The sequence below is a fragment of the Tunicatimonas pelagia genome (assembly GCF_030506325.1).
Lineage (GTDB): Bacteria > Bacteroidota > Bacteroidia > Cytophagales > Cyclobacteriaceae > Tunicatimonas > Tunicatimonas pelagia.
On record NZ_CP120683.1, the window covers coordinates 4,904,665 to 4,928,016 of the forward strand.

Consider the following 23,352-nt stretch of genomic DNA (forward strand, 5'->3'; position numbering starts at 1 on the left):
TTTTTTTATGTTAATACTTTTAGTTCTACTCCTACGGAATAACAGTGAAAGGTGGCGTCACGATACTAAAGGCATTAACATTCCCTTGGCAAGGTTTAGCGTAGAGACTTATGGTTCCAGTACCTACCCCAGCGGGCACTTCTACTTGCACTGAGTCAGAGGAAACAAACAATGGCTCTGCCAAAAATGAAACCGATAACGGTTCACCCGTCGGACTAGCAAACGTTATTAAATTTAAACTGTCCTTTAAAGTTTCATCCAAATTACGACCGTAAATCGTGACGAGAGTTCCAATTGGGCCGCTTTCAGGAGCAATACCAGTAATAGCAGGCGAAGGAGTTTCCCGAATGACTATTGACTTAATAGCCTCCTGGTAACCATCACGCGCGACTCTTACATCTACCCCACACCAGGGAACACCCGCCGGAACGATGGTTTGAAGCATAGTATCAGCAGCAGTAACAACCGAAGTAGGTATACCATGTACAGAAACGCGGTTTTCACCAGGAACGGAGCTAAAGTTTTGCCCAATAATCGATATTGTATCTCCAATCATAGCGGCGTTAGTCGTATTACCGCTAATGATAAGACTACCGGGATTGATGATCTCAACAGTAATCGCTGGGGGCAGAGCCTCTTCATCGGAGTTACAGGAAGGTAGTAGAGCGACGAGAAGCAGTGTTTTAAGGTAGTAGGCGACTTTCATATTAAAAAATTATATTGGTGAAAGTACGCTTATAACGATAAATCTAAATCATTATTTTAGCAATTCGAGGAAGTATCCATAGCAAGATATTGGTAAACTTTCTGATGGTTTTTATCAGCCATACAAGCCGTACTCAATGCGTTCGAGGGTCTGACTTACCTCATAGCGTCCCGTCTGTAAAGCTACTAAATCGATGGGGCGGCGTCCAGCCAGGTTTTCCACCCTTCCATACAGCCATTCCTGAAAACGTGACCATTCGCCAAACGTAGTTAACCCTTTATCTACTAAGCGAGCAATAGTAATCAAGCTATCTTTGATGGCCAAGTCAACATCTTCCTTATGAAACTGGCGGTATAAGCGCGCCTGACTGATAGGTAGAATGGTATTTAAATCAATACCTAACTCTTTGTATATTAGGTAGATAATTTTTAGCGTAGAACCCGATAACGGAGTTGGATCAAGTTCATAACTAGGAATATCTAATAATGCTGTGTTCACAGTTGCCAATTTCTCTTCGCTAGTCATATCAGCCAGCAGATTTTTTGAAAGCGTAGAAATAGGAACACTTGATGACATCATATTATTATCAAAAGAAGTAATAAACCCTAAAAGTGCAATGAGCAGCAGTAGAAATAAATCTTCATCAGTCTGTGACAAAATGCCAGAAATTGCTACTAACTCACTAAATCACGGTTGATCGTTACTTTACGGATGGCAAATCGAAAGAAATTTCTTGACCAACTACATCAGCATCAGGGGCTAATTCATAGCCTGTGCCGTAGTTACTTTGCCAATGCCGAAGATCGGGAAGATGCCTTTCAGGAAATTGTGCTGCAACTTTGGAAATCCTACCCATCGTTTCGGGGCGATTCAGCCGTGAGCACCTGGATGTACCAAGTAGCTCTTCGGACGATTTTCAATTTGCTTCGCCAGCATCAGTTTACGTTTGCTACCCTTCCGGAGCAACTAAGCGGGAATGATGCAAAAGATACCGAAACGATTCGAGTAGCACTTAGCGTGCTGAATCCCGAAGATCGGGCTTTGCTTATTCTCCACTTAGAAGGGTACCAGTATCGAGAGATTGCGGAAATAAATTTGATGACGGTTACTAATGTCAGCACGCGCCTCAACCGGATTCGACAAAAATTACGCTCACTCTTTCAATCGGAGATGATATGAACTTAGATGAATTAAAATCGGATTGGCAGCACTATGCCTCAGCGACTGCTACGCAAGAGCAAAGAAGCTTGGATGAACTAGATGCTTTACTTCCATCGCAGCAGTCAACTTTTAGTCAATGGTTTACAAGCTATTCTTCTTTATTAAGAAATGCTGCTATGTACGCATCTATCATTGTTCTCTGCGGTGGCTGCTGACTTTATGCTTTTTGCTTTTATACAATGGACAGTTTCACCCGAAATTGTTGATCTGGGCTTTTTCACCCTGCGCTGGTACAGTCTACTATTCACTACGGGAATTCTACTCAGTTATTACATTGTCCGCAAGCAGTTCGAGCAGGCAAAACTACCGAATGAAGTATTTGAATCGCTAGTAATGCATGTGTTGGTAGGCATGATTGTTGGAATGCGACTGGGGCACTTTTTATTTTACGAACCTGATGCTTTTTTAGATCGTCCCCTCGAGATTTTTCTGCCAGTTAGTTTCACTCCCGAACTACGTTTTACGGGTTACGCTGGTTTAGCTAGTCATGGCGGAGCTATTGGCATTCTGATCAGCCTGTGGCTTTTTTACCGTAAGTACCCTAAAGTATCTGTTTGGTTTGTATTAGACCAACTGGCACTAGTTGCTCCGCTGGTCGGAGCATTCATCCGCTTAGGAAATTTTTTCAACTCCGAAATGATCGGGCATCCTACCTCCATGCCCTGGGCTTTTGTATTTCCATTGGTAGATCAACTACCCCGGCATCCGGCGCAGCTCTACGAAGTAGCAAGCTATCTGTTTATTTTCGCTGGGCTAATTGCTTGGAAGTCTCGCACACGCAATCGGCCAGCAGGGCTAATTTTTAGCGGATTACTCATCAACTTATTTTCCGCCCGCTTTGTGATAGAATTTTTCAAGATCAATCAGGTAGCTTTTGAGAGTAACTTCGTACTGAATATGGGTCAGTTGCTCAGCCTGCCTTTCATCGCTATCGGGATCATTTTGTACTACTCTCGCCGCACAAAGTCAATAGCGATTTCGTAATCTTTTTCTCTGACAAAAAGGGCAGAAAGCTATCGTAGTAAAGGCAGTAAGATGGCAATATCTTATTAGTAATGAGGAAGTTAAATGTGTAGAGATCGCTTCGCCAAGCCTTGCGATGACGTATAAATTAGAAATCCCACCAAAATTGCTCGAAAATCACCTTTCTTTCTACTCCGTTAATCCCTCGGAACTTTTGGCTTTTTCGGATGTTCTTCAATGGTATTCAATCTGATTCCTATGTCATTTTATATTGTATGCTAGAAACTATTTATACTATCAATTATCCCTTGTCAATTTTCAATTAATTTTGCTGTATCCTAACACCATAGAAGAAAAAATTGGCTTCGACCAAATTCGGCAGTTGCTGAAAGAACATTGCAGTAGTTCTTTAGGAACGTATTACGTAGATAAAATTCAGTTTTCGGATGACTACGACCACATCAGTAAACTGCTATATCAGACCGAAGAGTTTCAGCAAATCTTGCAGGAAGAACAGTCCTTTCCTTCGGGAAATTATCTGGACGTACGTCCGCAATTAGCCAAGGCGAAAACTCCCGGCATTTTTCTCTCCGAAGAAGAATTTCACCAGGTTCAGCTATCGCTAGATACCATCATTCGTTGCCAATCTTTTTTCAAAACTTCTGATGAAGAACAACCCTACCCGTATTTGGCCCGCCTCAGCGAGCACGTAGGAGTACCCCCTAGTTTGCTGGGAAGTATCAGGAAAATCATTGATGAAAAGGGGCACATGCGTAACAACGCTAGCAAAGAGTTGCAGGATATTCGTAGAACCATGTTAGGCGAACAGTCTCGCTTACGAAAGGTACTCGATCAGATTATGCGACAGGCCCGCCAGCAGGGTTACACATCCGATGATGCCTCGGTCACAATCCGGGGAGGGCGCATGGTAATTCCCATTCAGGCGGAATACAAACGGCGCATCAAGGGGTTTGTACACGATGAGTCAGCTACCGGGCAAACCGTTTATCTGGAACCCGCCGAGGTGCTAGATATTAACAATGAGATTCGGGACTTAGAATATCGGGAGCGTCGGGAGATTACTAAGATCTTAACTCAGCTCACGGATGAGTTACGGCCTCATCTGAAAGAACTACGGTACGCTTATCAGTTTCTGGGGATGATGGACTTCATTCGGGCCAAGGCACGATTAGCTCAGCAACTGGAAGCAGTTTGTCCCAAGCTGGAGAAAAAGCGATTGGTCGATTGGCAAGAAGCCCGACATCCATTATTGTATCTATCGCACCAAGCCCAGAACAAACCAGTCATTCCGCTGACGATAGAATTAAGTGCCGATCAGCGAATTTTAGTTATCTCGGGGCCCAATGCTGGGGGTAAATCGATCTGTCTGAAAACGGTGGCTTTGGTGCAGTATATGCTTCAGTGTGGCTTACTCGCACCAATGGGCGAACAATCCACCGCCGGAATCTTTCAAAATATTTTTATTGATATTGGCGATGAACAATCCCTAGAGAACGATCTGAGTACCTACAGTTCGCACCTCACCAATATGAATTACTTTGTGAAACTGGCTGACCAGAAAACACTAATTCTGATTGATGAATTTGGTACTGGTACCGAACCGCAGTTCGGCGGTGCCATTGCTGAAGCTATTCTCAGTGATTTAAACCAAAAGAAAGTATTCGGAGTCATCACCACACATTATTCTAATCTGAAGGAATTTGCTGACCGAGCCGACGGAATTATCAACGGGGCAATGCGCTTCGATACAGATGAACTGGAACCGCTCTACCAATTAGAAATAGGCAAACCCGGTAGCTCCTTTGCTCTGGAAATTGCTCGGAAAATCGGTTTGCAATCATCTATCTTAAATCAGGCGAAAGAGCTAGTAGGAGTAGAGCACGTGCAATACGAGAAGATGCTGAGCGAGCTGGAAAACGAGAAAAATAAGTACGAGCAGCTTACGCAGAATTTAGCCGCCAAGGAAAAGCGTATTTCTACCACTACTCAAGAGTACGAAGAACTGCGGGAACACTTGAAAAGCGAGCGTAAGCGTATTCTGGCTGAAGCCAAGCAAGAAGCCAGTCAGCTTTTGCAAAATACTAACCAACGGATTGAGAACACCATCCGCACCATTAAGGAAAAGAATGCTGAGCGAGAGAGCACCAAGCAGGTTCGGCAAGAACTAGAAGACTGGAAACAGCAAGTAAAACCTAAAAAATCTGAAATAAAATCCCGTCCGAAGAAAGCAAAAATTGCTAGAGAAGAAGGGCCGATTCAGGCAGGGGATGCAGTACGAGTGAAAGAAAATGGAGCGATTGGCGAAGTGCTGTCACTAAAAAATAATCAAGCCGAAATTCTAATTGGCGCTCTCAAATCAAACATAAAGCTGAATCGCCTTGAGAAAGTTGCTAAGCAATCGTTAAAAAAACTGCAAAAGAGTCTTGCTACATCTGGTAGTCGTAGTATTGATCTGAACGAAAAGCGGGCGGAGTTTAGTAGCAGTTTAGATTTACGGGGCAAACGGGCGGAAGAAGTTATTCCCCAGTTAGAAAATTGGGTAGACGAAGCCGCGATGTTCGGGGCAGGCGAACTACGGATTGTTCACGGCAAAGGAAATGGGGTGCTGCGCGAGATTGTTCGTAACTACTTAAATACCCACCCTTCGGTATCACGATTTCAGGAAGAACACATTGAGCGAGGTGGCTCCGGCGTAACGCTGGCGTATTTGCACTAATAAGATTCTTTTGAGAAGATTATCACTGCGTTTGCTGCTTAGTCATCGTCAACTGGTAACTACCCGAGATTCCCGATATCCGACTGTTATCAGTGGGAATGCTGCTATTTAGACCCGCCGAAAATGTTATTTGTAAGGAAGCAGTATCGGCTTCGAATAGCTGAATAGTTAGCGGAACCAAATCGGGTTGGCGAATTACTTCAGCTCCCACCGAAAAATTATCACTTTCTTCTATTACTAACGTTCCTTGGGGCGGAAATATCGCCGGACTAATGTTTCCCTGGCTAATGTAAGCTACTTCGCTTAAGGTAGGAGTAATCGTTAGCCGAAAGCCAGCAAAATCTCCGGCTTCTACTTGCGCTTCTATTCCCGGGGGGGTGTCCAGGTCTACTACTGCATCGGTTGTATCACGAACCAACCAAGTTCCGGCAATGGCCTGTCCGGGCACTACCTCGTTGCCACCGCCAGAGTCATCATTTTCTCTACAACCCCAGATGCTTATTGCCAATAAAAATAGTAGAAGCGTTCCGATCGATTGAGTCATTGGCTGAGAATTGAAGACGTTAGAAAGCACGTTTGTAGTTTTTAACTGTGAGGTTAGCGTTTAAATTGTGTAATATCAATGATCTGGTCGCAGAAATCGTACTCAAATGATTGATTGGAGCAAATGATTACCAGCTTTTCGGCAATGTGCTGTTTAATTTCTTCTTGATACCACTGTATTCCTTGCTGATCTAAATTAGAACAAGGCTCGTCGAGTAGCAATACGGGGCTTTGGGAGTAAAAAGAAATTCCCAGTTTTAGTCGTTGCTTCATACCGGAAGAAAACTGGTAAATATACTTTTGACGAGCCGCAGTGAGTCCGGTTCGCTCCAGCAATTGGTTCGCCGTTACCCCTGGTTTGAAAGGTTTTAGCGTAGTGTGAAAAGATAGAAATTCTTCCAGTGTAAACTCTTCAATGAGTTCCATGTACGGTGCCGACATACTGATATGGCGAAATATCGTTTCTTCATCTACTGGTTTTTCTTTCTGGTAGTAATGAATTTTTCCTTTTGAGGGAGGAAGTAATCCGGCCAGAATAAGTAATAACGTGGACTTCCCGCTGCCGTTAGGTCCAGTAAAAGCGTACGATTGCTGTTGCTGAAACGTAAGGGTAATACCCCGAAAAATCCACTCGCCAAGTCCCAGGTTTCCCGAATGCTGACCACGCTGAAATTTCTTGCCTACCTGCTCTAGTTCAATACGCACAAACGAAGGCTGCTTACTGATCAAATCCTCGTATGATGCCTCGCTCAGAGCCATGCATGAACCGAAGAATTTCATCCCGCTCCCGAGAAGGGTTCATGGTAATTTCTATCTGGTCAAGAGCCGTAGAATTGTTCATTCCGCTGAGGTAGATCATGCGGTAGATTTCCTGTATCTCGTTGATTTTCTCATTAGAAAAGCCCCGTCGCCGTAAGCCAATAGAGTTGACCCCACTGTAGCCTAGAGGTTCGCGGGCCGCCCGAATAAACGGAGGCACATCTTTACGAACTAAAGACCCACCTGAAACCATAGCGTGCGCCCCTAGCTTAGCAAACTGATGAACTGCACTCATTCCTCCAATGAAAGCAGAATCACCGATAATTACGTGTCCGGCAACTTGCACGGAGTTGGCTAAAATACAGTTGTCGCCAATGGCACAGTCATGGGCAATGTGTACGTAGGCCATGAGCAGTGTATTGCTTCCGATGGCAGTTTTATAACGATCAACCGTACCCCGGTTAATGGTCACACATTCGCGGATGACAGTATTATCGCCAATTTCAGCGGTAGTCTCTTCTCCAGCAAATTTTAAATCCTGTGGTACTGCAGAAATTACTGCGCCGGGGAATACCTTGCAATTTCGGCCAATTCGCGCCCCTTCCATAATAGTTACATTAGGGCCAATCCAGGTGCCTTCTTTGATAACGACATTTTTATGGATAGTGCTGAAAGGTTCAATCACTACGTTACTAGCGATTTTGGCTTCGGGGTGAATATACGCTAAGGGTTGGTTCATGAGCTTTTTCGGACTATGCTGGCCGACATGGTGGCTTCGCAGACTAAGTTTTTTCCCACGTACGCCTCACCACGCATTTTGGCAATTCCTCGCTTAATAGGCGCCAGCAGTTCACATTTGATTGTAAGAGTGTCGCCGGGCAATACCATTTTCCTAAAACGGCAGTGCTCAATGGCTAAAAAGTAGGTCCAATAATTTTCGGGGTCAGGTACGGTATTAAGTACCAAGATACCGCCGGTTTGCACCATAGCTTCCACCTGTAGTACGCCCGGCATCACTGGGTTACCCGGAAAATGACCCTGAAAGAAAGGCTCGTTCATAGTAACATTTTTTGTACTACAAACGGTAGTGTCATCTAGGTGATAAATTTTATCAATCATCAAAAACGGATACCGATGCGGTAGCATGTTACTAATCTGATTGATATCTAGCACTGGGGGAAGCTGGGTATCAAAATGAGGCACATTGGAATTATCCCTTGCCTTCATGGCTTTCTTCAGCTTCTTAGCAAAGGCTACATTGGCAGCGTGACCCGGGCGAGCGGCCAAAATCTGCGCTTTAATGGGACGGCCTACCAACGCCAAATCACCTACCATGTCTAGTAGCTTATGTCGGGCAGGCTCGTTCTTATAGCGAAGCTCTACGTTGTTCAAAATCCCTTCTTCCCGTACCTCTACTTTGGGCTTATTGAACAGATCGGCTAAGTAATCTAGCTCATCATTATCTACTTTCTTATCAACTACCACAATAGCGTTGTTAAGATCGCCCCCTTGGATTAAGTTATTTTTATGTAACATCTCCAACTCGTGCAGAAAGCAGAAAGTACGGCAGGCGGCAATATCTTTAGAGAAATCCTTAATGTCATTGAGGGTAGCGTGCTGGCTGCCTAGTACCGGAGAGTTGTAGTCAACCATTACCGTAACCCGATAATCATTCAAGGGAAGGGCCGCAATTTCTACATTGCGGGAAGAATCTTGAAAGTGAACGCTTTCCTTTACTTCGAAGAAATTACGCAACGCACTTTGCTCTTCGGTGCCAGCTTCTGCCAAAGCATCGATATAGGGTTTAGCACTACCATCCATAATAGGTGGTTCGGGGCCATCGAGCTGAATGAGCACATTGTCAATCTCCATGCCTACCAGCGCGGCTAATGTATGCTCAACAGTATTAATGCGGGCACCGCTCTGTTCAATGGTGGTTCCCCGGGAAAGGTCTACCACATTATCTACATCAGCATCTACGGTAGGTTCCCCTTCCAAGTCAGTGCGCTGAAATTTGATTCCGTGATTAGGTTTAGCGGGTAAGAAGGTCATATTAGCCGGTACTCCCGTATGTAACCCAACTCCTGAGACGGTTACCGACTTTTGTATAGTGTGTTGCCTAATGTTCATCATGTATTTTGACTCAATTAAGCGGCAAAGTTAGTATTTTTTTTCAAGTTCATTGATTCTCTCAATTAGATCGGGTAAGCTTCTGAAAGCAGCGTACGCTCGTAGGTATTTCTTTCGGTCAAATGCGGGGCTGCCTAACACAATTTGGTCAGACTTAAGCGATTTTCCCACCCCGGCCTGGGCACCCACGGTTGAGCGATCACCGATAGTGAGATGCCCTACAACGCCTACCTGTCCGGCCAGAACGCAGTTTTTGCCAATTTTGGTTGACCCAGACACTCCGGTTTGGGCAGCAATCACCGTATTTTCACCAATTTCTACATTATGAGCAATCTGGATGAGGTTGTCTAATTTTACTCCGTCGCGAATAGTAGTAGAGCCCAACGTAGCGCAATCGATAGTTGTGTTGGCACCAATGTTTACGTGGTGGCCAATGACTACATTGCCCAGTTGAGGAATTGTTTTGTAAGTGCCATCGGGCTGCGGGGCAAAACCAAAACCATCGCTGCCAATTACGGCTCCGGCGTGAATCACGCAGTGCGAGCCAATAATGCTATCCGCGTAAATCTTCACCCCACTATGAATAATGGTATGGTTGCCAATTACCACATTATCACCCACGTAGGCTTGGGGGTAAATTTTAACATTGTTTCCAATTTTGCAGTTAGCCCCGATATACGAAAACGCTCCTCGGTATAAGCTTTCACCTAACTGACTACTTTCGTGAGCAAAAGTGGGTTCTTCTGTACCTACTTTATCGTGGTTGAGTAATTTGTGGTACTCCTCCAGCAACGTGGTAAAGCCTGAATATGGATCTTCTACCCGAATAAGCGTAGTTTGTACGGTTTGGCGGGGTTGAAACTGCTTGTTAACCAGCACAGCACTAGCGGCAGTATTGTAAATGGCAGGTTCGTACTTAGGGTTGGAAAGAAAAGCTAACGCACCAGGCTCGGCATCATCAATTTTGCCTAGCTTACTTATCTTAGTGGTACCATCACCCTGGACTTCTCCGTCTAGTAACTGGGCAATGTACGTAGCACTGAACTCTATCATGAAAGGGTGAGTATTAGGTTAATTCAGACCGCTTCTGCTTGAAGTGCCAAATTCTTTGGCCAGCAAACATAATACTTTTTTACGATCTGGCTCATTGCCTTCACGTAAGGTAAATCGGATGCCTCTACTACGTCAAAAATCTTGCCCTCTTTGGTCAGAATATTGATTTTTTGATCCCCGGCTGCGTAAGCAGCATTGCTCACTTCTCCATAGTATAAAAAGTAGGCTACTTCATCTTGATTTAATTGCATTTCTTGCTGAGCCTGTTGTTGTAAGCGGTTGATTGCTTCGGCAGGTAGGGGTTGGTTGAAGAGTCTGATTCTGAATAATTGTCGCTGAAGCAGCATCTGGCTCAGGGTAGACAGCGCGCGGTCAGGGTGTTGCTGCCAGTTTTTAATAGCGTACCAAATATCAATGTCATCCAACTCGGTGTAGTGCTCCAGATGCTTTTCATTTTGCTCAATATCAGCTAGGGATAATGATTGTTCTAGGAACAAAGAGAGGCAAGAGGAAGCGGGTACCTCAGCTCCCACAGTTAATAGGTGTTGGGCTCGTTGGATAATGGCCACCATCATTTTTTCAGCACTTACGCTGGCTTTGTGCAAGTATACTTGCCAGTACATCAGTCGGCGGGCATGAAGGAAATTCTCGATGCTGTAGATTCCTTTTTCCTCCACCACTACCTCGTCGTTCCGCACGTCTAGCATTTTAATGATGCGGTCGGCTCCAATTTCGCCCTCCGATACTCCGGTGTAAAAACAGTCTCGCTTGAGGTAATCCAGTCGGTCAATATCCAGTTGGCTGGCTACGAGCTGATGAAAAAATTTGCGCTCGTACCGGTTAGTGAAAATTTGGTAGGCCAGTGGTAAGTTACCACCCAACTCCTGCGCCAGCCGTTTCATAATGAGTCGCGACATCTCTTCGTGACTTACATCCAAAAGGGTATATTCTAGCGCATGAGAAAACGGGGCATGGCCTACATCGTGCAGCAGAATGGCAATCAACAGTGCCTCACATTCATCATCTGAGATTTCCTGTCCCTTGTTGCGAAGGCTATCAACGGTATTTTGCATCAGATGCATGGCACCCAGGGCATGATTGAACCGGGTGTGCAGTGCGCCCGGATACACCAAGTGAGCTAACCCCATCTGCCGAATGCGCCGTAACCGCTGTACATAGGGGTGCTCAATAATATCAAAAATAAGTTCGCTGGGGATATTAATAAACCCGTAAACCGGATCGTTGAAAACTTTTCTCTTATTCAACGTTAGTAAGTTTAAATGATTAGTGTTAAGGTATTATAGTGCTATAGTTCTAAGTATGGTAACGGCTAAATAGTAACTCTAAACTTAGCTCCCGGAACTATAACACCACGCACTATAACACCATTTGGATAACCCCCTCAAAATTAATTAGTTTTTAACTCAACCTACTTATGCAGAAATACAAAATTCTTTGGGCCGATGATGAAATAGACCTGCTGAAGCCCCATACGCTTTTCTTGGAAAAAAAAGGCTACGAAATGGTAACCGTGAACAGCGGAGCCGATGCCATTGAGCAAGTAGAGAACCAGCCGTTTGACCTGATCTTCTTAGACGAGAACATGCCCGGCATGACGGGGCTGGAAACCTTAGACTACATTAAATCTTCTAAGCCTAATATTCCGGTAGTGATGATCACTAAGAGCGAGGAAGAGATGATTATGGAGCAAGCCATCGGAGCCAAAATCAGCGATTACCTGATTAAGCCACTAAATCCTAACCAGATACTGCTCTCTATTAAGAAAATTCTGGATAACCGACGGCTGGTTACCGAGAAAACCAACATGAGCTATCAGCAGGATTTTCGGAACCTAAGCATGGCCTACAGCGACGATATTGACCATCGGGAGTGGATTGAAATCTACCGGAAGCTGACTTTTTGGGAGTTGGAAATTGATAATACTGAGGATCGGAGCATGTCGGAGGTGCTGGATAATCAGAAAGACGAGGCGAACTCCAATTTTGCCCGCTTCATTACCGATAATTATGATTTGTGGCTGAACGAGGTGGGAGTAGATAAACCATTGCTATCGCACGAGTTAATGACTAAGCGCATTTTCCCAGAGCTAAAAACGGATCAACCGCTCTTCTTTATTCTGATTGATAACCTACGGTTTGATCAATGGAAGATTATTGAACCCATTATCGCCGATCATTACACGGTAGAGGAGGAATCGTCTATGTATTCTATTCTGCCAACAACTACCGCTTTTTCGCGTAACGCCATTTTTTCGGGAATGCTACCCGCTGAAATGGCCAAGTATCACTCCGATATTTGGGTAGGCGACGATCAAGAAGAAGGCAAAAACAACCACGAGTACGAGTTTCTAAAGCGACAGCTTAAAAAGAACCGCCTGGATATTAAGAGCAGCTACCACAAAATTATCCGCACTGAGCAGGGCAAGCAGTTGCTGGATAATGTATCTAATCTGATGAAAAACGATTTGAACGTAGTGGTTTACAACTTTGTAGACATGCTCTCTCACGCCCGCACCGATATGGAAATGATCCGTGAACTGGCTCCCGATGAGGCTGCCTATCGCTCCATTACCAAATCTTGGTTTTTACATTCTCCTTTGCTTGACCTATTCAAGTGGTTATCGAGGGAATCGGTGAAGGTAATTGTGGCGACCGACCACGGCACCATCCGGGTAAAACGCCCGGCTAAAATTATTGGCGACCGAAATACTAATACCAACTTGCGCTACAAGCAGGGAAAGAACCTTAACTTCGACAATAACCGAGTGTTTGCGGTACGCCGTCCTGAAGATTTGCACTTGCCTCGCCTAAATGTATCAACCACGTATGCGTTTGCTACGCAAGACTACTTTTTTGCGTACCCTAACAATTACAATTATTACGTAAATTACTACCGGGATACCTTCCAGCACGGAGGAGTATCTTTAGAAGAAATGATTGTGCCGCTAATTACGCTAACGCCTAAAAATGCCTGAAAATGAATGGGCTCGAAAGACCGTGCCGGAAGCAGATTTGTCTCAGGTTGCTCAGGAGTTGATTAATTGGGGAAATTCTTACGATATTTGGCTATTTCAGGGCGACTTAGGAGCGGGGAAAACTACTTTGATTAAGGAGTTAGGTCGGCAGTGGAAGGTAGAAGATCAGATGAGTAGCCCAACGTTTTCTATCGTGAACGAGTACCGAACATCCGACGGCCAAAGTATTTATCACTTTGATTTTTACCGATTAAATCACGAATCAGAAGCGGTAGACATTGGTGTTGAAGAATATTTTGATTCAGAAAGCTACTGCTTGGTGGAGTGGCCTGAAAAAATCCCTAATTTGCTACCCGATCGGCACCTGCAAATTTTTTTAGAGGTACAGCCCGATCAGAGTCGCACTATTTACGCGTCCCAACATGAATGATTCAACCAAATCGGAAACCCTAGTCAGCGCCACATCTTCCGAAATTAAGGAGCTTGCCAAAGAGCAAGTGCTATATCCCCAGGAACAGTTAGCCAAGGTAAAAGAAAGCAACAAATCACTCCAGATCGGAATTCCGAAGGAGACATCATTGCAGGAGAACCGACTGCTGCTCACTCCGTCTTCCGTAGGGGTAATCACCAATTTGGGTCATCGGGTAATGGTAGAAACCGAAGCGGGCGTAGCCGCCAAGTTTTCCGATAATGAGTACAGTGAAGCCGGGGCTAAAATTGTGTACTCGGCCAAAGAAGCCTTCGATGCAGAAATTGTACTGAAAGTTGCTCCGCCCACTCTGGAGGAGATTGAGTATATTCTTCCGGGAGCTACGCTAATTTCGGCTCTGCAAATGGGAAACCAAACTCCCGAGTTTATTCACGCTCTGAACAAGCGAAAAATAACCGGAGTTGCCTTTGAATTTATTGAAGATAAAGTGGGGGGGATGCCCGTAGTGCGGGCTATGAGCGAGATTGCCGGGAGTACCGTAATGACGGTAGCGGCTCACTATTTGAGCAGTAGTACCAACGGCAGTGGAGTTGTTTTGGGGGGGATTACCGGGGTGCCTCCTACCAAGGTGGTAATTCTAGGAGCGGGTACGGTGGGAGAATACGCCGCTCGTACCGCTATCGGTCTTGGTGCCCAAGTAAAAATATTTGATAATCAACTGTACAAACTGCGTCGGATAAAGCATACGCTGGGTCAGCAAATATACACTTCAACCATGGATGTAGTCACGCTGAGCAATGCGTTAGAAGAGGCCGATGTAGTGATTGGTGCCATTCGGGCTGAGAAGGGAACTAACCGCATGGTGGTAACCGAAGAAATGGTGGCTAACATGCAAGCCGAATCGATCATTGTGGATGTAAGTATCGATCAGGGAGGCTGTATTGAAACCTCGGAAATCACCAGCCTGAAAAAGCCGGTATTTCGTAAGTACAATGTGATTCATTACTGCGTACCCAATATTGCTTCGCGGGTACCGCGCACAGCAACCACCGTGTTCAGTAATATTTTTACGCCTATTCTATCGCAAGTATGCGATGCCGGTGGGGTAGACGAGATGATCTACAACTACCGTTGGTTTATGAAAGGCATTTATACCTACCGAGGTAGCTTGACCAATGCGGCTATCGGCAAAAAATTCAATCTCCGCTCCCGCGATTTACATTTGCTAATGGCCGCCCGGATATAGTTGTTGACAAAATGTATTTCATGGGGAACTGGACATATTATATTGAGTCTAACCCTGTTTTCTTTTTCATGAATACTGTCTTTTTAGCATCCTAATAAAAGACGATTTTCGGGTATATTCTGCTATAATTTGATCCAGGAATGTTTTGAAGTCACTTTGAGTATTAAAATACTCATTCATTGATCTCAAATCCTCTAGTTTGGCTATTGCGATTTTATAGTACTTACTATTTCCCAACTCGATATTTTCTATTATCTCTTGTTTGATCTTATCACTGTTCTGAAGAATATTGTTCATTTTCTCTAATTCTTGCCGGTCTTTTTCTTTCTGCTCTATTTTTCTTCTGGATTGTTCTACTACCGCAGCTTTTTCACCAATTTCAGTCAATTGTATCTGGTGATGTTCATCTTTATCTTTACTGATATTTTTGTCCTTCAACTCCTTTATCAACCGCGCTTTCAGGTTGGACTCATCTTTCAGTATCATTTGTAAATATTCAGCCATTCTATCTTGAGGCATTTTGAAGATTTGGTCTTCCAGATCAGTTGCCTCTTCTTTCTTTTTACTATATGATTGCATAACATCCAACCAATCTTGGCTAACCAAACAAAAGTCTTTTGCTTCTTGACCACTCGCACTTAAGGGAAGTAAATTTGGGGGAATCAGGCTGGAATTGAAACTGTAATCAAAATCGAATTCATCACTTTTGTAGAGGTCTTCTAAAAAACGTAACCATATTACGAATAGCGATCGGTAGTCCCCGTTCATGATTTCATCCCGGATATTCAAGAGTACCTCTCCGTAGCTATCTTCTTCTATCCACCCCAATCCGTCTTCTTCACTGAAACTGATATCAAGGATGACAAATGCTGACTTCTTGAATATTCGTATATCTTGGGCGTAACTAGAAATAACGCTGATGCTGTATTTTTTAAGAAATGCATAATCAACTAATTCAGCGGGAAACTTCATCATTATTCGCTTGCTTCCCCAGTTAGCGATATAGAACATAAAGTCAAAGTAGTTTATCAAAACTTCTTCCTCATCGTAACGAAAATCACTGTAGCTATACGTAAATACCGCTTTTCGTGACGACAATTGAACCCGACTCGACATTCCCCGAACAGCTTCCAAATCTTTTGAAGATAAAGGTTTATCTACTGCGTGGAATTCATAATATTGGAATTCGCTCATATCATTAATAATTCTGTATTGTAGTTTGTTACGTCGTCTAGCTATGCGACATGCCGACCATCGGGGGTATGGACGTATAGTGCTGTATTACATGAAGTGCTAAACTTCGCTCGCTATCTGAGCTATGGTCACAGTCAAAATACTTTCCAAATGTGCTTTTATATTTTTCTCTTTAGGCTTAGCATCATCAGTAATTGATATAATATGTGGTTTTATACTCAATGGTGCTGTGGAGTCTGTATCATCGCCTGATGTTGATTTGTACTCTAAAAATGCACCGATTGCAATAGTACTATCATCATATCCATAGTGGTGAATTGATATACCCAGTTCATATTTTTGACCATCTCTCAAATTAAAACCAAAAATGAAATAGGATTTAGGAAGATTACGATTGAAAAAGTAATTATGTTGATTAGCATACCTTACAATCTGATGATAGTAATAATGCTGGCGAGTTGAATCATCTGGACGGCCACTACCAATATAAAAGGTTACTGAATCGTCAAAACCAGTTTCTAGCTGATCCTTATAGCTATTTAAGAACTCATTGCATATAGTATAAATTTGTAAGCGTCTATCTGCAAGTAATTGCTTGTGTTGAGCTTGTTCATGCTTCCCTTTATCTAATAATTTCTGTTTAAATATGTTGGTTACCTCATCTAATGAGGTCTGTGAAACTTCTCTTAAGTTCAGCACCTCTTCTATATTTCGGCGCTGAATTTCCCCAAAATAAGTTACTAGCCGCTGTGGGCTACCTGCATCCGATTCCTCTAATGATTTGATGTACTTTTCCTTTGCCTCTTCTCGCAAAACGGTCACAGGAAAATAATTTGCTTTTATCAAGATTAGGCTTGCAATTAGCCTTACTACTCGGCCATTACCATCTTGAAAAGGATGAATAGTTGTAAAAGCATGATGAACCCACGAGGCTACTATCAGAGGGTGTACTTTTTGCTCAATTAACCCTTCATATATTTTAATAAGGTTATCCATTTCTGCCTCCACATGATCAGGAGGACAATATTTAACCACTATACCATCTGGTCTTGTTGGGTTATTCTCTCTTTCTTTAAACTTGCCTTTTATTAATGCAATTTTAGTCTTATTCCCAAACTGACCCCTCCCCTCAGCAAACTCTTGGTGTCGTGTTGTAAGCTGATGCAACTCCAAAATAAACCCCTTAGTCAATGGCCTATTTTCCTTCACAACATCGAATATAAAATCTACCGCCTCTAAGTGGTCATCCAAATGACTAAGAAGTTTCTTTTTTTCAATATTAGTATCCCCATGAGATATTAAAGAAGATAGAAATCCCTCATTTATCAATGTCTCAGTAACCCCCTTTTCTATATCATACATGCGCTCTACTACCCCAGTTTCAATAGCATGTCTACGCTTTAGTCTATTCATAAAATCTTGATACTCCTTAGAGTTCTCAAGTAAAACCTCACGTCTTGAAAACCAAGATGGTGCAATTTCATCTAATACAGATGTATCTGCGTAAGCCCATTCATCAGAAAAAGATATATGCCTCCAAATTCTATTTATCTCACTCATACTTTAATCCTCTAAATTTCATCTAACAACTACACCAAAGAAACTAGAATCCGTTATTTCTATTGTCACTTTTCTGTTCAACTGAGTCGCCTCAAGCTACCGATTACTCGCAATAAACAGCAGCTCCGTTAAAGTACAACGCTCTACAGTTAATCTTAATGCGTTTTGCCCGATAGTTAATAAGTATTTGTTGAATTTACCTATAATATTTCTTATCTCGTACTTCAAGACGTACTGATGAAAAGGAAGACTTTTCCAGTTTACCCTATACCACATATTAAGAGATTATAAAACGTCATTATCACTAGCATAAAACAGGTGAATCCGTCATATTTGTGCGGTTTACTTCTTCATTCATCATGCGCTATCCCTACCTACTAACGCTCTGTTTCATACTAAGCATTCCGACCTTCGTTTGGGCACAAAGCCAACCTTATTTTCCCACGAAAACCTGGGAAAACCGTTCACCCCAAGATGTTGGCTTAAACGCTGAACAACTACAAAAAGCCGTTGATTTCGCTCAGAATAACGAGTACGAGGGGGATCGTGATCTGAAAGTAGCTATTTTGAAGGGGTTTGCTCGGGAGCCGTACCACGAAATTAAGGGACCAACCAAAGATCGGGGTGGCCCAGCTGGAATTGTGTTGAAAAACGGATACATTGCAGCTCAGTGGGGCGATGTTGAGAGGGTAGACATGACGTTTAGCGTTACCAAAAGCTACTTATCAACTATGGCTGGCTTGGCCGTAGATGCTGGACTAATTGCTAATGTGAATGACTCGGTAGCCAGTTACGTCTGGGATGGAAAATTTGCCGGAGCGCACAACTCCCAAATAACCTGGGATCACTTACTCACTCAGTCTTCCGACTGGTCAGGCACATTATTCGCTACTAAAGACTGGGCTGACCGTCCACCCAGCGAAGGCGGTATTGATGACTGGAAGTACCGTGAGCTACTGACTCCGGGCACTAACTTTGAGTATAACGATGTGCGGGTCAATTTGCTGGCCTACTCATTACTGCAAGTCTGGCGAAAGCCACTGCCAATGGTGCTGAAAGAAAAAATTATGGATCCGATCGGGGCATCTACTACTTGGCGCTGGTATGGTTACGACGACTCTTTTGTAAACGTAGATGGTATTATGATGCAGTCGGTGAGTGGAGGTGGTCACTCGGGTGGGGGAGTGTTTATCTCTACGCTAGATCACGCCCGCTTCGGATTGCTATTTTTGCGACGAGGCAATTGGAACGGACAGCAGTTGATTTCTGAACGTTGGATTGAGCAGGCGATTACCTCATCGACAGCTAATGCAAGCTACGGCTACATGTGGTGGGTGAACCGAGGCGAACGCGCTTGGGAGGGAGTTTCCCCTTCGGTTTACTACGCAGCCGGTTTTGGAGGTAACTTCATCGTCATTGATAATGAACATGACTTGGTTATTGTTACCCGCTGGCTACAGCCATCTCAAATTGGCGAGATGGTGCGATTGGTTATCTCTTCGGTAGAATAGGCCGTTTCGGGCTGCACAGCCGGGGTGGCGGTTATTTCAGCCAAAACAGTTCGACCCGCCTTTGTCTTATCGCCAATACTGACCTTTACTTCGGCATTGAGTGGAAGATAAACATCTACCCGAGAGCCGAATTTAATAAATCCAAATTCTTCGCCCTGTTGCACGGTATCGCCTTCGCCTACGTACCACTTAATTCGACGAGCCATTGCCCCGGCAATCTGGCGTACCAGAATTTCCAAACCACTCGGTAACTGTAGAACCATTGTAGTGCGTTCATTATCGGTGCTAGACTTGGGGTGCCAGGCTACCAAATACTGCCCCGCGTGGTATTTAAAATATTTTACTAACCCAGATGCCGGGTTACGATTAACGTGAACATTGATGGGCGACATGAAAATGGAGACCTGCATCCGTCGTTCCTGAAAGTATTCCTTTTCTTCGGCTTCCTCAATCACTACTACTTTACCATCGGCTGGAGCTAAAATTTGTTCTTCATTTCGGGTTACCACAATACGAGGGTTGCGAAAGAACTGAAGAATTAACAAATACAGTACAGCACTAGTGATGAGAATGACGGTTTGCAAAACGGTGCGCCCAGGAAAAAAATACGCAACCGCGAAGTTGAACAGAATCAAAACGATTGAAGAAACTAATAGTAATACGCGCCCTTCTTTATGGATAGTCATAGATGATATGCATTGTTGTAACTATACGACAAAGATAATGGGCTTTTGTTACCGAGAGCATGTTTGAATGAGTGAATGATGGAATAAAATATTATTCGAACATTCTTTCATTCACTCATCCAATCATTTCTTAAAATCCTCCTCGGAATTTGTACGTGTTAGCCACCTTATCAATAGCAACGATGTAAGCCGCAATTCGCATGGATACGCCGTATTTGAGAGCTGTTTTATACACCCGCTCAAAAGATTCGCGCATAATACGGTCGGAACGGCGGTTCACTCGGTCGCGGGTCCACTTGTAGCCGAGGCGATTTTGTACCCACTCAAAGTACGAAACGGTTACTCCCCCGGCGTTCGCTAGAATATCCGGAACAACCAAAGTGCCCTTGCTATTGATAATATCGTCGGCTCGGGCTGAAGTAGGGCCGTTGGCACCTTCCACAATCATGCGGGCGTTGATCTGCTCGGCATTCTTCACGGTAATGACATCTTCCATCGCGGCCGGAATCAGAATATCTACTTCTAAGGTAAGTAGTTCCTCGCCTTCAATAACCTCTCCTCCGGTAAACCCCGTTAGCGTACCTCCGTTGGCCTCCCGAAATTCTACCGCCTGCTGAATGTTAATACCATCCGGATTGTAGTACGCTCCCGAAATATCGCTAATAGCTACCACTTTGCTGCCGCGCTCTTCCATAAGCAAAGCGGCGTGAGAACCTACGTTACCAAACCCTTGTACTGATACAGTAGATTGGTACGGATTGATCTTGAGCTTTTCCATCGCGGCGAAGGCCGAAACCATTACTCCGCGTCCGGTGGCCTCCGCTCGGCCGGTTGATCCGCCCAGTACAATGGGTTTTCCGGTAACCACTGCGTTAATCGTCATGCCGTTGGCTCGGGAGTATTCGTCCATAATCCAGGCCATCTCCCGGGGGCCGGTACCCATATCAGGGGCGGGAATATCGCGGTCGGGCCCAAAGATGCTAAACATTTCTTGGGTGTAGGATCGGGTTAACCGTTCAATTTCACCGGACGACATTTGGCGGGGGTTACAGCGGATACCGCCTTTTGCCCCACCGTAGGGAATATCTACTACGGCACACTTCCAGGTCATCCAAGCCGCTAGGGCCTTCACTTCATCAATATTTACTCCCATATCGTAGCGGATACCGCCTTTGGATGGGCCAAGAATATTAGAATGAATTACCCGGTAACCCTCAAACACTCGGATAGAGCCATCGTCCATGGTGACGGGTAAAGAAACAATTACTTGCTTCACCGGATTTTTTAAAACATTATACACTTCATCGTTCAATCCTAGCGCTTGCGAAGCAATATGGAAGCGCGACATCATGGATTCAAACGGATTTTCCCGATCCTTGATCGGGGCTGGTTCTACGTATGACATGTGGTTAACTCGTTAGAAAGATTATAAAAATCTGGCGTAAAATTAGTAATCTGATTCCACAAAATGTAATCAACGTAGTGTTTTTAAAAAAATTTCAAAAAAATAATGATAAAGTGAGAGGCTAGAAGTAGTCCGTCGAAGCGATCAAGGAAACCACCGTGTCCGGGTAACCCTTTTCCCGAATCTTTAATAGCGATACTGCGCTTGAAAAGTGATTCCACCAAATCGCCGTAGGTGCCGGTAATTACGATGATTGCGCCGACAATAATCCATTCCCAGGCGGGTAAATCTGTATAAAAATACGATAATAGCAAAGCGGTAACCAGTGCGGTAATCGCTCCACCAATACTGCCTTCCCACGACTTCTTGGGCGAGACCCGGGCAAACAGTTGCCTCCGGCCAAAGCGCACTCCGGTAAAGTAAGCACCAGTGTCGCTAGCCCAGAACAGTGAAAGAATCCCCAACACGATTTGAAAGCTGTACGTACTACCGGAAAAAGCGATCAGATTTAGCAGAGCAAAAGGAACCGCCACGTAAATAATGCCGCAGAGCGTAAAAGCAATGTTGGTGAAGGGTTTTTTATCTGACTTTTTGTATAATTTAATAAAGAAGATACTAGCCATTGCGGGAAAAACCAGCAGGTAATAGCTGGCATCTATTGTCCCTCGCTCTACCAAAAAGCTGACGGTAAATAGCAATAAACCAGTGAATGTTCCAACCGATTTAAGGGGCAACATACCGTCTAGGCCAGTGAGCTTGTAAAACTCTAATTGCGTGAGGCCACAAATGGCAAAAAACAGTGCAAAGTACGTCCATTCGCCACTGTACACGGCAAAAACAATAGCTACGATGCCAACAGTACCGGTAATAATTCGCTGGGTAACGTTGTTGTATCTATTTAAAGCGGATATCATCGCGAATAATTTTTAGAGCACTTATTACACAGTTGGGAGCCACGTAGACCTCAATTAAGCCAAAGTGGTACGCCCGATCTTGTTTGTCTATGAGCACCGGATTTAGTTGCTGATCTTCTAACACTGCTTTCACAATCTCGGCTTGGTAACGTTGTTCCGTACTAAAGACTTTCTGCCACTTGCTATCCATACGGCTGTTTTAACTTGGTCATTTGCCGAAACTGATATAATAAAAACACTCCAGCTCCAGCCGCCGCTAGTACTATCGGCCATGCTATTGCTTCAGTAGCTTCCAGGTCAATATCGGTAATTTCCTGCTGATATAAATAAAGCATTACCAAAGTGAAACCGTTGTTTACAAAATGGGCAAAAATGGCGTACCATAAATTTCCTGACCAGTAAAATAAATAACCAAATAAAGCCCCCAGCAACAAGCGTGGGAAAAAACCGTAGAACTGCATATGAATAGCACTGAACAGCAATGCAGCTAACCAAATAGCTGCATGATGATTACCAACTAATTGATGTAACTTTGGCTGTACCAACCCTCGAAATAATAGTTCTTCTCCTACGGCGGGCAATACTGCAATAACTACCATGCCAATTAGCAATCCGGAGATGCTATTGAATCGGGTAAGATACTCCGTTAATTCTTTCAATTTGTCTTCCTTGGCTTGAGCCCACGCTTCAAAAGCCGGGGAAATTCCGCTGAAATCTAGGTTCATATTCCACTCAATAATTACTGAGTTGGCCACCATAAAAGCCAGCATGAGCAAAAAAACGAGGCTCAGGACAACTACCGAGGTAGTAGTGTGAACGGCCAAAGGTGAAGCTTTTTTAGCGGAAGTAGCACGCCCGCTGCTGAAGTAAGGAAGTAGCGGTATCTGTTGCTGTCGGTCAATTAAGCGGTAGTGCAGCAAAGGAGCTAAAACAAAACCAAAGAGGGATGTGGCTGCCTGAAGAATCAGTAGTGCTGATTTAGCTCGGGGTGAGCTCATAGGGTTAGCCAGTGCCTGCTGGATATTCTGAAAGTCGTAATCGAACAGGGGAAGAATGCCAATAAATGCCAAAATCTGCCCTATAAACAACCCTAATAGCACAAAACCAACTAAAATTAGCAAGGAAGAAACTATATTTGTTTTTCGTACTGCTGTTGGTTCTGGTTCTTCTAGTAAATCCATTAATCTTATTTGTCTATCTAACCTCCCAACGAAAGTTATGTTACGGAACGAAGAAAAAGCCTATCAGGGCAAAGGTAAAGAAACTTCTGACTTTCATTCGTTGTAGTTCAAAGTGTTA

22 protein-coding genes are annotated in these 23,352 nt (G+C 44.0%); 7 read left to right on the forward strand and 15 right to left on the reverse strand.

Annotated features, from left to right (window positions below; all coding sequences use genetic code 11):
- Nucleotides 1-31 precede the first annotated feature (31 nt).
- Together P0M28_RS20980 and P0M28_RS20985 are read right to left on the reverse strand one after the other, a co-directional pair.
- A complete protein-coding gene (locus P0M28_RS20980) occupies nucleotides 32-706 on the reverse strand; it encodes an IPT/TIG domain-containing protein (protein ID WP_302204865.1) in 675 nt (224 codons plus the stop codon).
- 114 nt (nucleotides 707-820) lie between these two features.
- Nucleotides 821-1,363, reverse strand: coding sequence for an MbcA/ParS/Xre antitoxin family protein (locus P0M28_RS20985; protein ID WP_302204866.1), 543 nt, complete (start codon nucleotides 1,361-1,363; stop codon nucleotides 821-823).
- Nucleotides 1,364-1,417: 54 nt separating this feature from the next.
- Here P0M28_RS20985 and P0M28_RS20990 point away from each other — a divergent pair, with 54 nt between their 5' ends.
- From P0M28_RS20990 to P0M28_RS21000, 3 genes are all read left to right on the forward strand, one after another.
- The gene (locus P0M28_RS20990; RefSeq protein ID WP_302204867.1) at nucleotides 1,418-1,885 is read left to right on the forward strand and encodes an RNA polymerase sigma factor; all 468 of its coding nucleotides are present in this window, start codon (nucleotides 1,418-1,420) and stop codon (nucleotides 1,883-1,885) included.
- 150 nt (nucleotides 1,886-2,035) lie between these two features.
- On the forward strand, nucleotides 2,036-2,911 hold the full coding sequence (gene lgt / locus P0M28_RS20995) for a prolipoprotein diacylglyceryl transferase (RefSeq protein ID WP_302204869.1): 876 nt from the start codon (nucleotides 2,036-2,038) through the stop codon (nucleotides 2,909-2,911).
- A 307-nt stretch (nucleotides 2,912-3,218) separates the two neighbouring features.
- Nucleotides 3,219-5,627, forward strand: coding sequence for an endonuclease MutS2 (locus P0M28_RS21000; protein ID WP_302204871.1), 2,409 nt, complete (start codon nucleotides 3,219-3,221; stop codon nucleotides 5,625-5,627).
- A gap of 22 nt (nucleotides 5,628-5,649) precedes the next feature.
- Here P0M28_RS21000 and P0M28_RS21005 read toward each other — a convergent pair whose 3' ends face one another.
- From P0M28_RS21005 to P0M28_RS21030, 6 genes are read right to left on the reverse strand one after another with little or no spacing between them, the layout of a single operon-like run.
- Nucleotides 5,650-6,171 carry a hypothetical protein gene (locus tag P0M28_RS21005; protein WP_302204872.1) on the reverse strand — a complete coding sequence of 174 codons (522 nt, stop codon included), beginning with the start codon at nucleotides 6,169-6,171 and terminating at the stop codon, nucleotides 5,650-5,652.
- Between the two features lie 53 nt (nucleotides 6,172-6,224).
- Complete coding sequence (locus tag P0M28_RS21010; RefSeq protein WP_302204873.1) at nucleotides 6,225-6,929, reverse strand: ABC transporter ATP-binding protein; 705 nt, start codon at nucleotides 6,927-6,929, stop codon at nucleotides 6,225-6,227.
- The gene (lpxA, locus tag P0M28_RS21015; protein ID WP_302204874.1) at nucleotides 6,889-7,668 is read right to left on the reverse strand and encodes an acyl-ACP--UDP-N-acetylglucosamine O-acyltransferase; all 780 of its coding nucleotides are present in this window, start codon (nucleotides 7,666-7,668) and stop codon (nucleotides 6,889-6,891) included. The genes P0M28_RS21010 and lpxA overlap by 41 nt, the downstream gene beginning before the upstream one ends.
- A complete protein-coding gene (locus tag P0M28_RS21020) occupies nucleotides 7,665-9,059 on the reverse strand; it encodes a bifunctional UDP-3-O-[3-hydroxymyristoyl] N-acetylglucosamine deacetylase/3-hydroxyacyl-ACP dehydratase (protein ID WP_302210929.1) in 1,395 nt (464 codons plus the stop codon). Before P0M28_RS21020 ends, lpxA begins: the two co-directional genes overlap by 4 nt.
- Nucleotides 9,060-9,089: 30 nt before the next feature.
- Nucleotides 9,090-10,109: a UDP-3-O-(3-hydroxymyristoyl)glucosamine N-acyltransferase gene (gene lpxD, locus P0M28_RS21025; RefSeq protein ID WP_302210930.1), complete on the reverse strand. Its 1,020-nt coding sequence runs from the start codon at nucleotides 10,107-10,109 to the stop codon at nucleotides 9,090-9,092.
- Between the two features lie 26 nt (nucleotides 10,110-10,135).
- Nucleotides 10,136-11,377 (reverse strand): HD domain-containing protein, encoded by a 1,242-nt coding sequence (locus tag P0M28_RS21030; RefSeq protein WP_302204876.1) that lies wholly within the window; start codon nucleotides 11,375-11,377, stop codon nucleotides 10,136-10,138.
- A gap of 170 nt (nucleotides 11,378-11,547) precedes the next feature.
- Between P0M28_RS21030 and porX the strand changes: the two genes are divergently transcribed.
- From porX to P0M28_RS21045, 3 genes are read left to right on the forward strand one after another with little or no spacing between them, the layout of a single operon-like run.
- Nucleotides 11,548-13,107 (forward strand): T9SS response regulator signal transducer PorX, encoded by a 1,560-nt coding sequence (porX, locus tag P0M28_RS21035; protein ID WP_302204878.1) that lies wholly within the window; start codon nucleotides 11,548-11,550, stop codon nucleotides 13,105-13,107.
- Nucleotides 13,100-13,537, forward strand: a complete 438-nt coding sequence (tsaE, locus tag P0M28_RS21040; RefSeq protein WP_302204879.1) for a tRNA (adenosine(37)-N6)-threonylcarbamoyltransferase complex ATPase subunit type 1 TsaE — start codon at nucleotides 13,100-13,102, stop codon at nucleotides 13,535-13,537. Before porX ends, tsaE begins: the two co-directional genes overlap by 8 nt.
- Nucleotides 13,530-14,783: an alanine dehydrogenase gene (locus tag P0M28_RS21045; RefSeq protein ID WP_302204881.1), complete on the forward strand. Its 1,254-nt coding sequence runs from the start codon at nucleotides 13,530-13,532 to the stop codon at nucleotides 14,781-14,783. Before tsaE ends, P0M28_RS21045 begins: the two co-directional genes overlap by 8 nt.
- Before the next feature lie 66 nt (nucleotides 14,784-14,849).
- Here the strand turns inward: P0M28_RS21045 and P0M28_RS21050 are convergent, their stop codons facing one another.
- Together P0M28_RS21050 and P0M28_RS21055 are read right to left on the reverse strand one after the other, a co-directional pair.
- Entirely contained in the window at nucleotides 14,850-15,977 is a 1,128-nt protein-coding gene (locus P0M28_RS21050) for a hypothetical protein (protein WP_302204883.1), read from the reverse strand.
- A gap of 99 nt (nucleotides 15,978-16,076) precedes the next feature.
- Nucleotides 16,077-17,537 (reverse strand): Fic family protein, encoded by a 1,461-nt coding sequence (locus tag P0M28_RS21055; protein WP_302204885.1) that lies wholly within the window; start codon nucleotides 17,535-17,537, stop codon nucleotides 16,077-16,079.
- A 359-nt stretch (nucleotides 17,538-17,896) separates the two neighbouring features.
- On the opposite strand from P0M28_RS21055, the gene P0M28_RS21060 reads away from it, so the two are divergent.
- Nucleotides 17,897-19,048, forward strand: coding sequence for a serine hydrolase domain-containing protein (locus P0M28_RS21060; protein ID WP_302204887.1), 1,152 nt, complete (start codon nucleotides 17,897-17,899; stop codon nucleotides 19,046-19,048).
- Here P0M28_RS21060 and P0M28_RS21065 read toward each other — a convergent pair.
- The 5 genes from P0M28_RS21065 to P0M28_RS21085 all read right to left on the reverse strand — a co-directional run bounded on the left by P0M28_RS21065 (nucleotide 19,003) and on the right by P0M28_RS21085 (nucleotide 23,234).
- Entirely contained in the window at nucleotides 19,003-19,734 is a 732-nt protein-coding gene (locus P0M28_RS21065; protein ID WP_302204888.1) for a phosphatidylserine decarboxylase family protein, read from the reverse strand. The two genes, P0M28_RS21060 and P0M28_RS21065, sit on opposite strands and share 46 nt — an antisense overlap.
- A 130-nt stretch (nucleotides 19,735-19,864) precedes the next feature.
- On the reverse strand, nucleotides 19,865-21,139 hold the full coding sequence (locus P0M28_RS21070) for a Glu/Leu/Phe/Val family dehydrogenase (RefSeq protein WP_302204889.1): 1,275 nt from the start codon (nucleotides 21,137-21,139) through the stop codon (nucleotides 19,865-19,867).
- Nucleotides 21,140-21,222: 83 nt separating this feature from the next.
- Nucleotides 21,223-22,053, reverse strand: a complete 831-nt coding sequence (locus tag P0M28_RS21075) for a phosphatidate cytidylyltransferase (RefSeq protein ID WP_302204890.1) — start codon at nucleotides 22,051-22,053, stop codon at nucleotides 21,223-21,225.
- Nucleotides 22,034-22,243 (reverse strand): putative signal transducing protein, encoded by a 210-nt coding sequence (locus P0M28_RS21080; protein WP_302204891.1) that lies wholly within the window; start codon nucleotides 22,241-22,243, stop codon nucleotides 22,034-22,036. The genes P0M28_RS21075 and P0M28_RS21080 overlap by 20 nt, the downstream gene beginning before the upstream one ends.
- Nucleotides 22,236-23,234 carry a CPBP family intramembrane glutamic endopeptidase gene (locus tag P0M28_RS21085; protein ID WP_302204892.1) on the reverse strand — a complete coding sequence of 333 codons (999 nt, stop codon included), beginning with the start codon at nucleotides 23,232-23,234 and terminating at the stop codon, nucleotides 22,236-22,238. The genes P0M28_RS21080 and P0M28_RS21085 overlap by 8 nt, the downstream gene beginning before the upstream one ends.
- Nucleotides 23,235-23,352 lie beyond the last annotated feature (118 nt).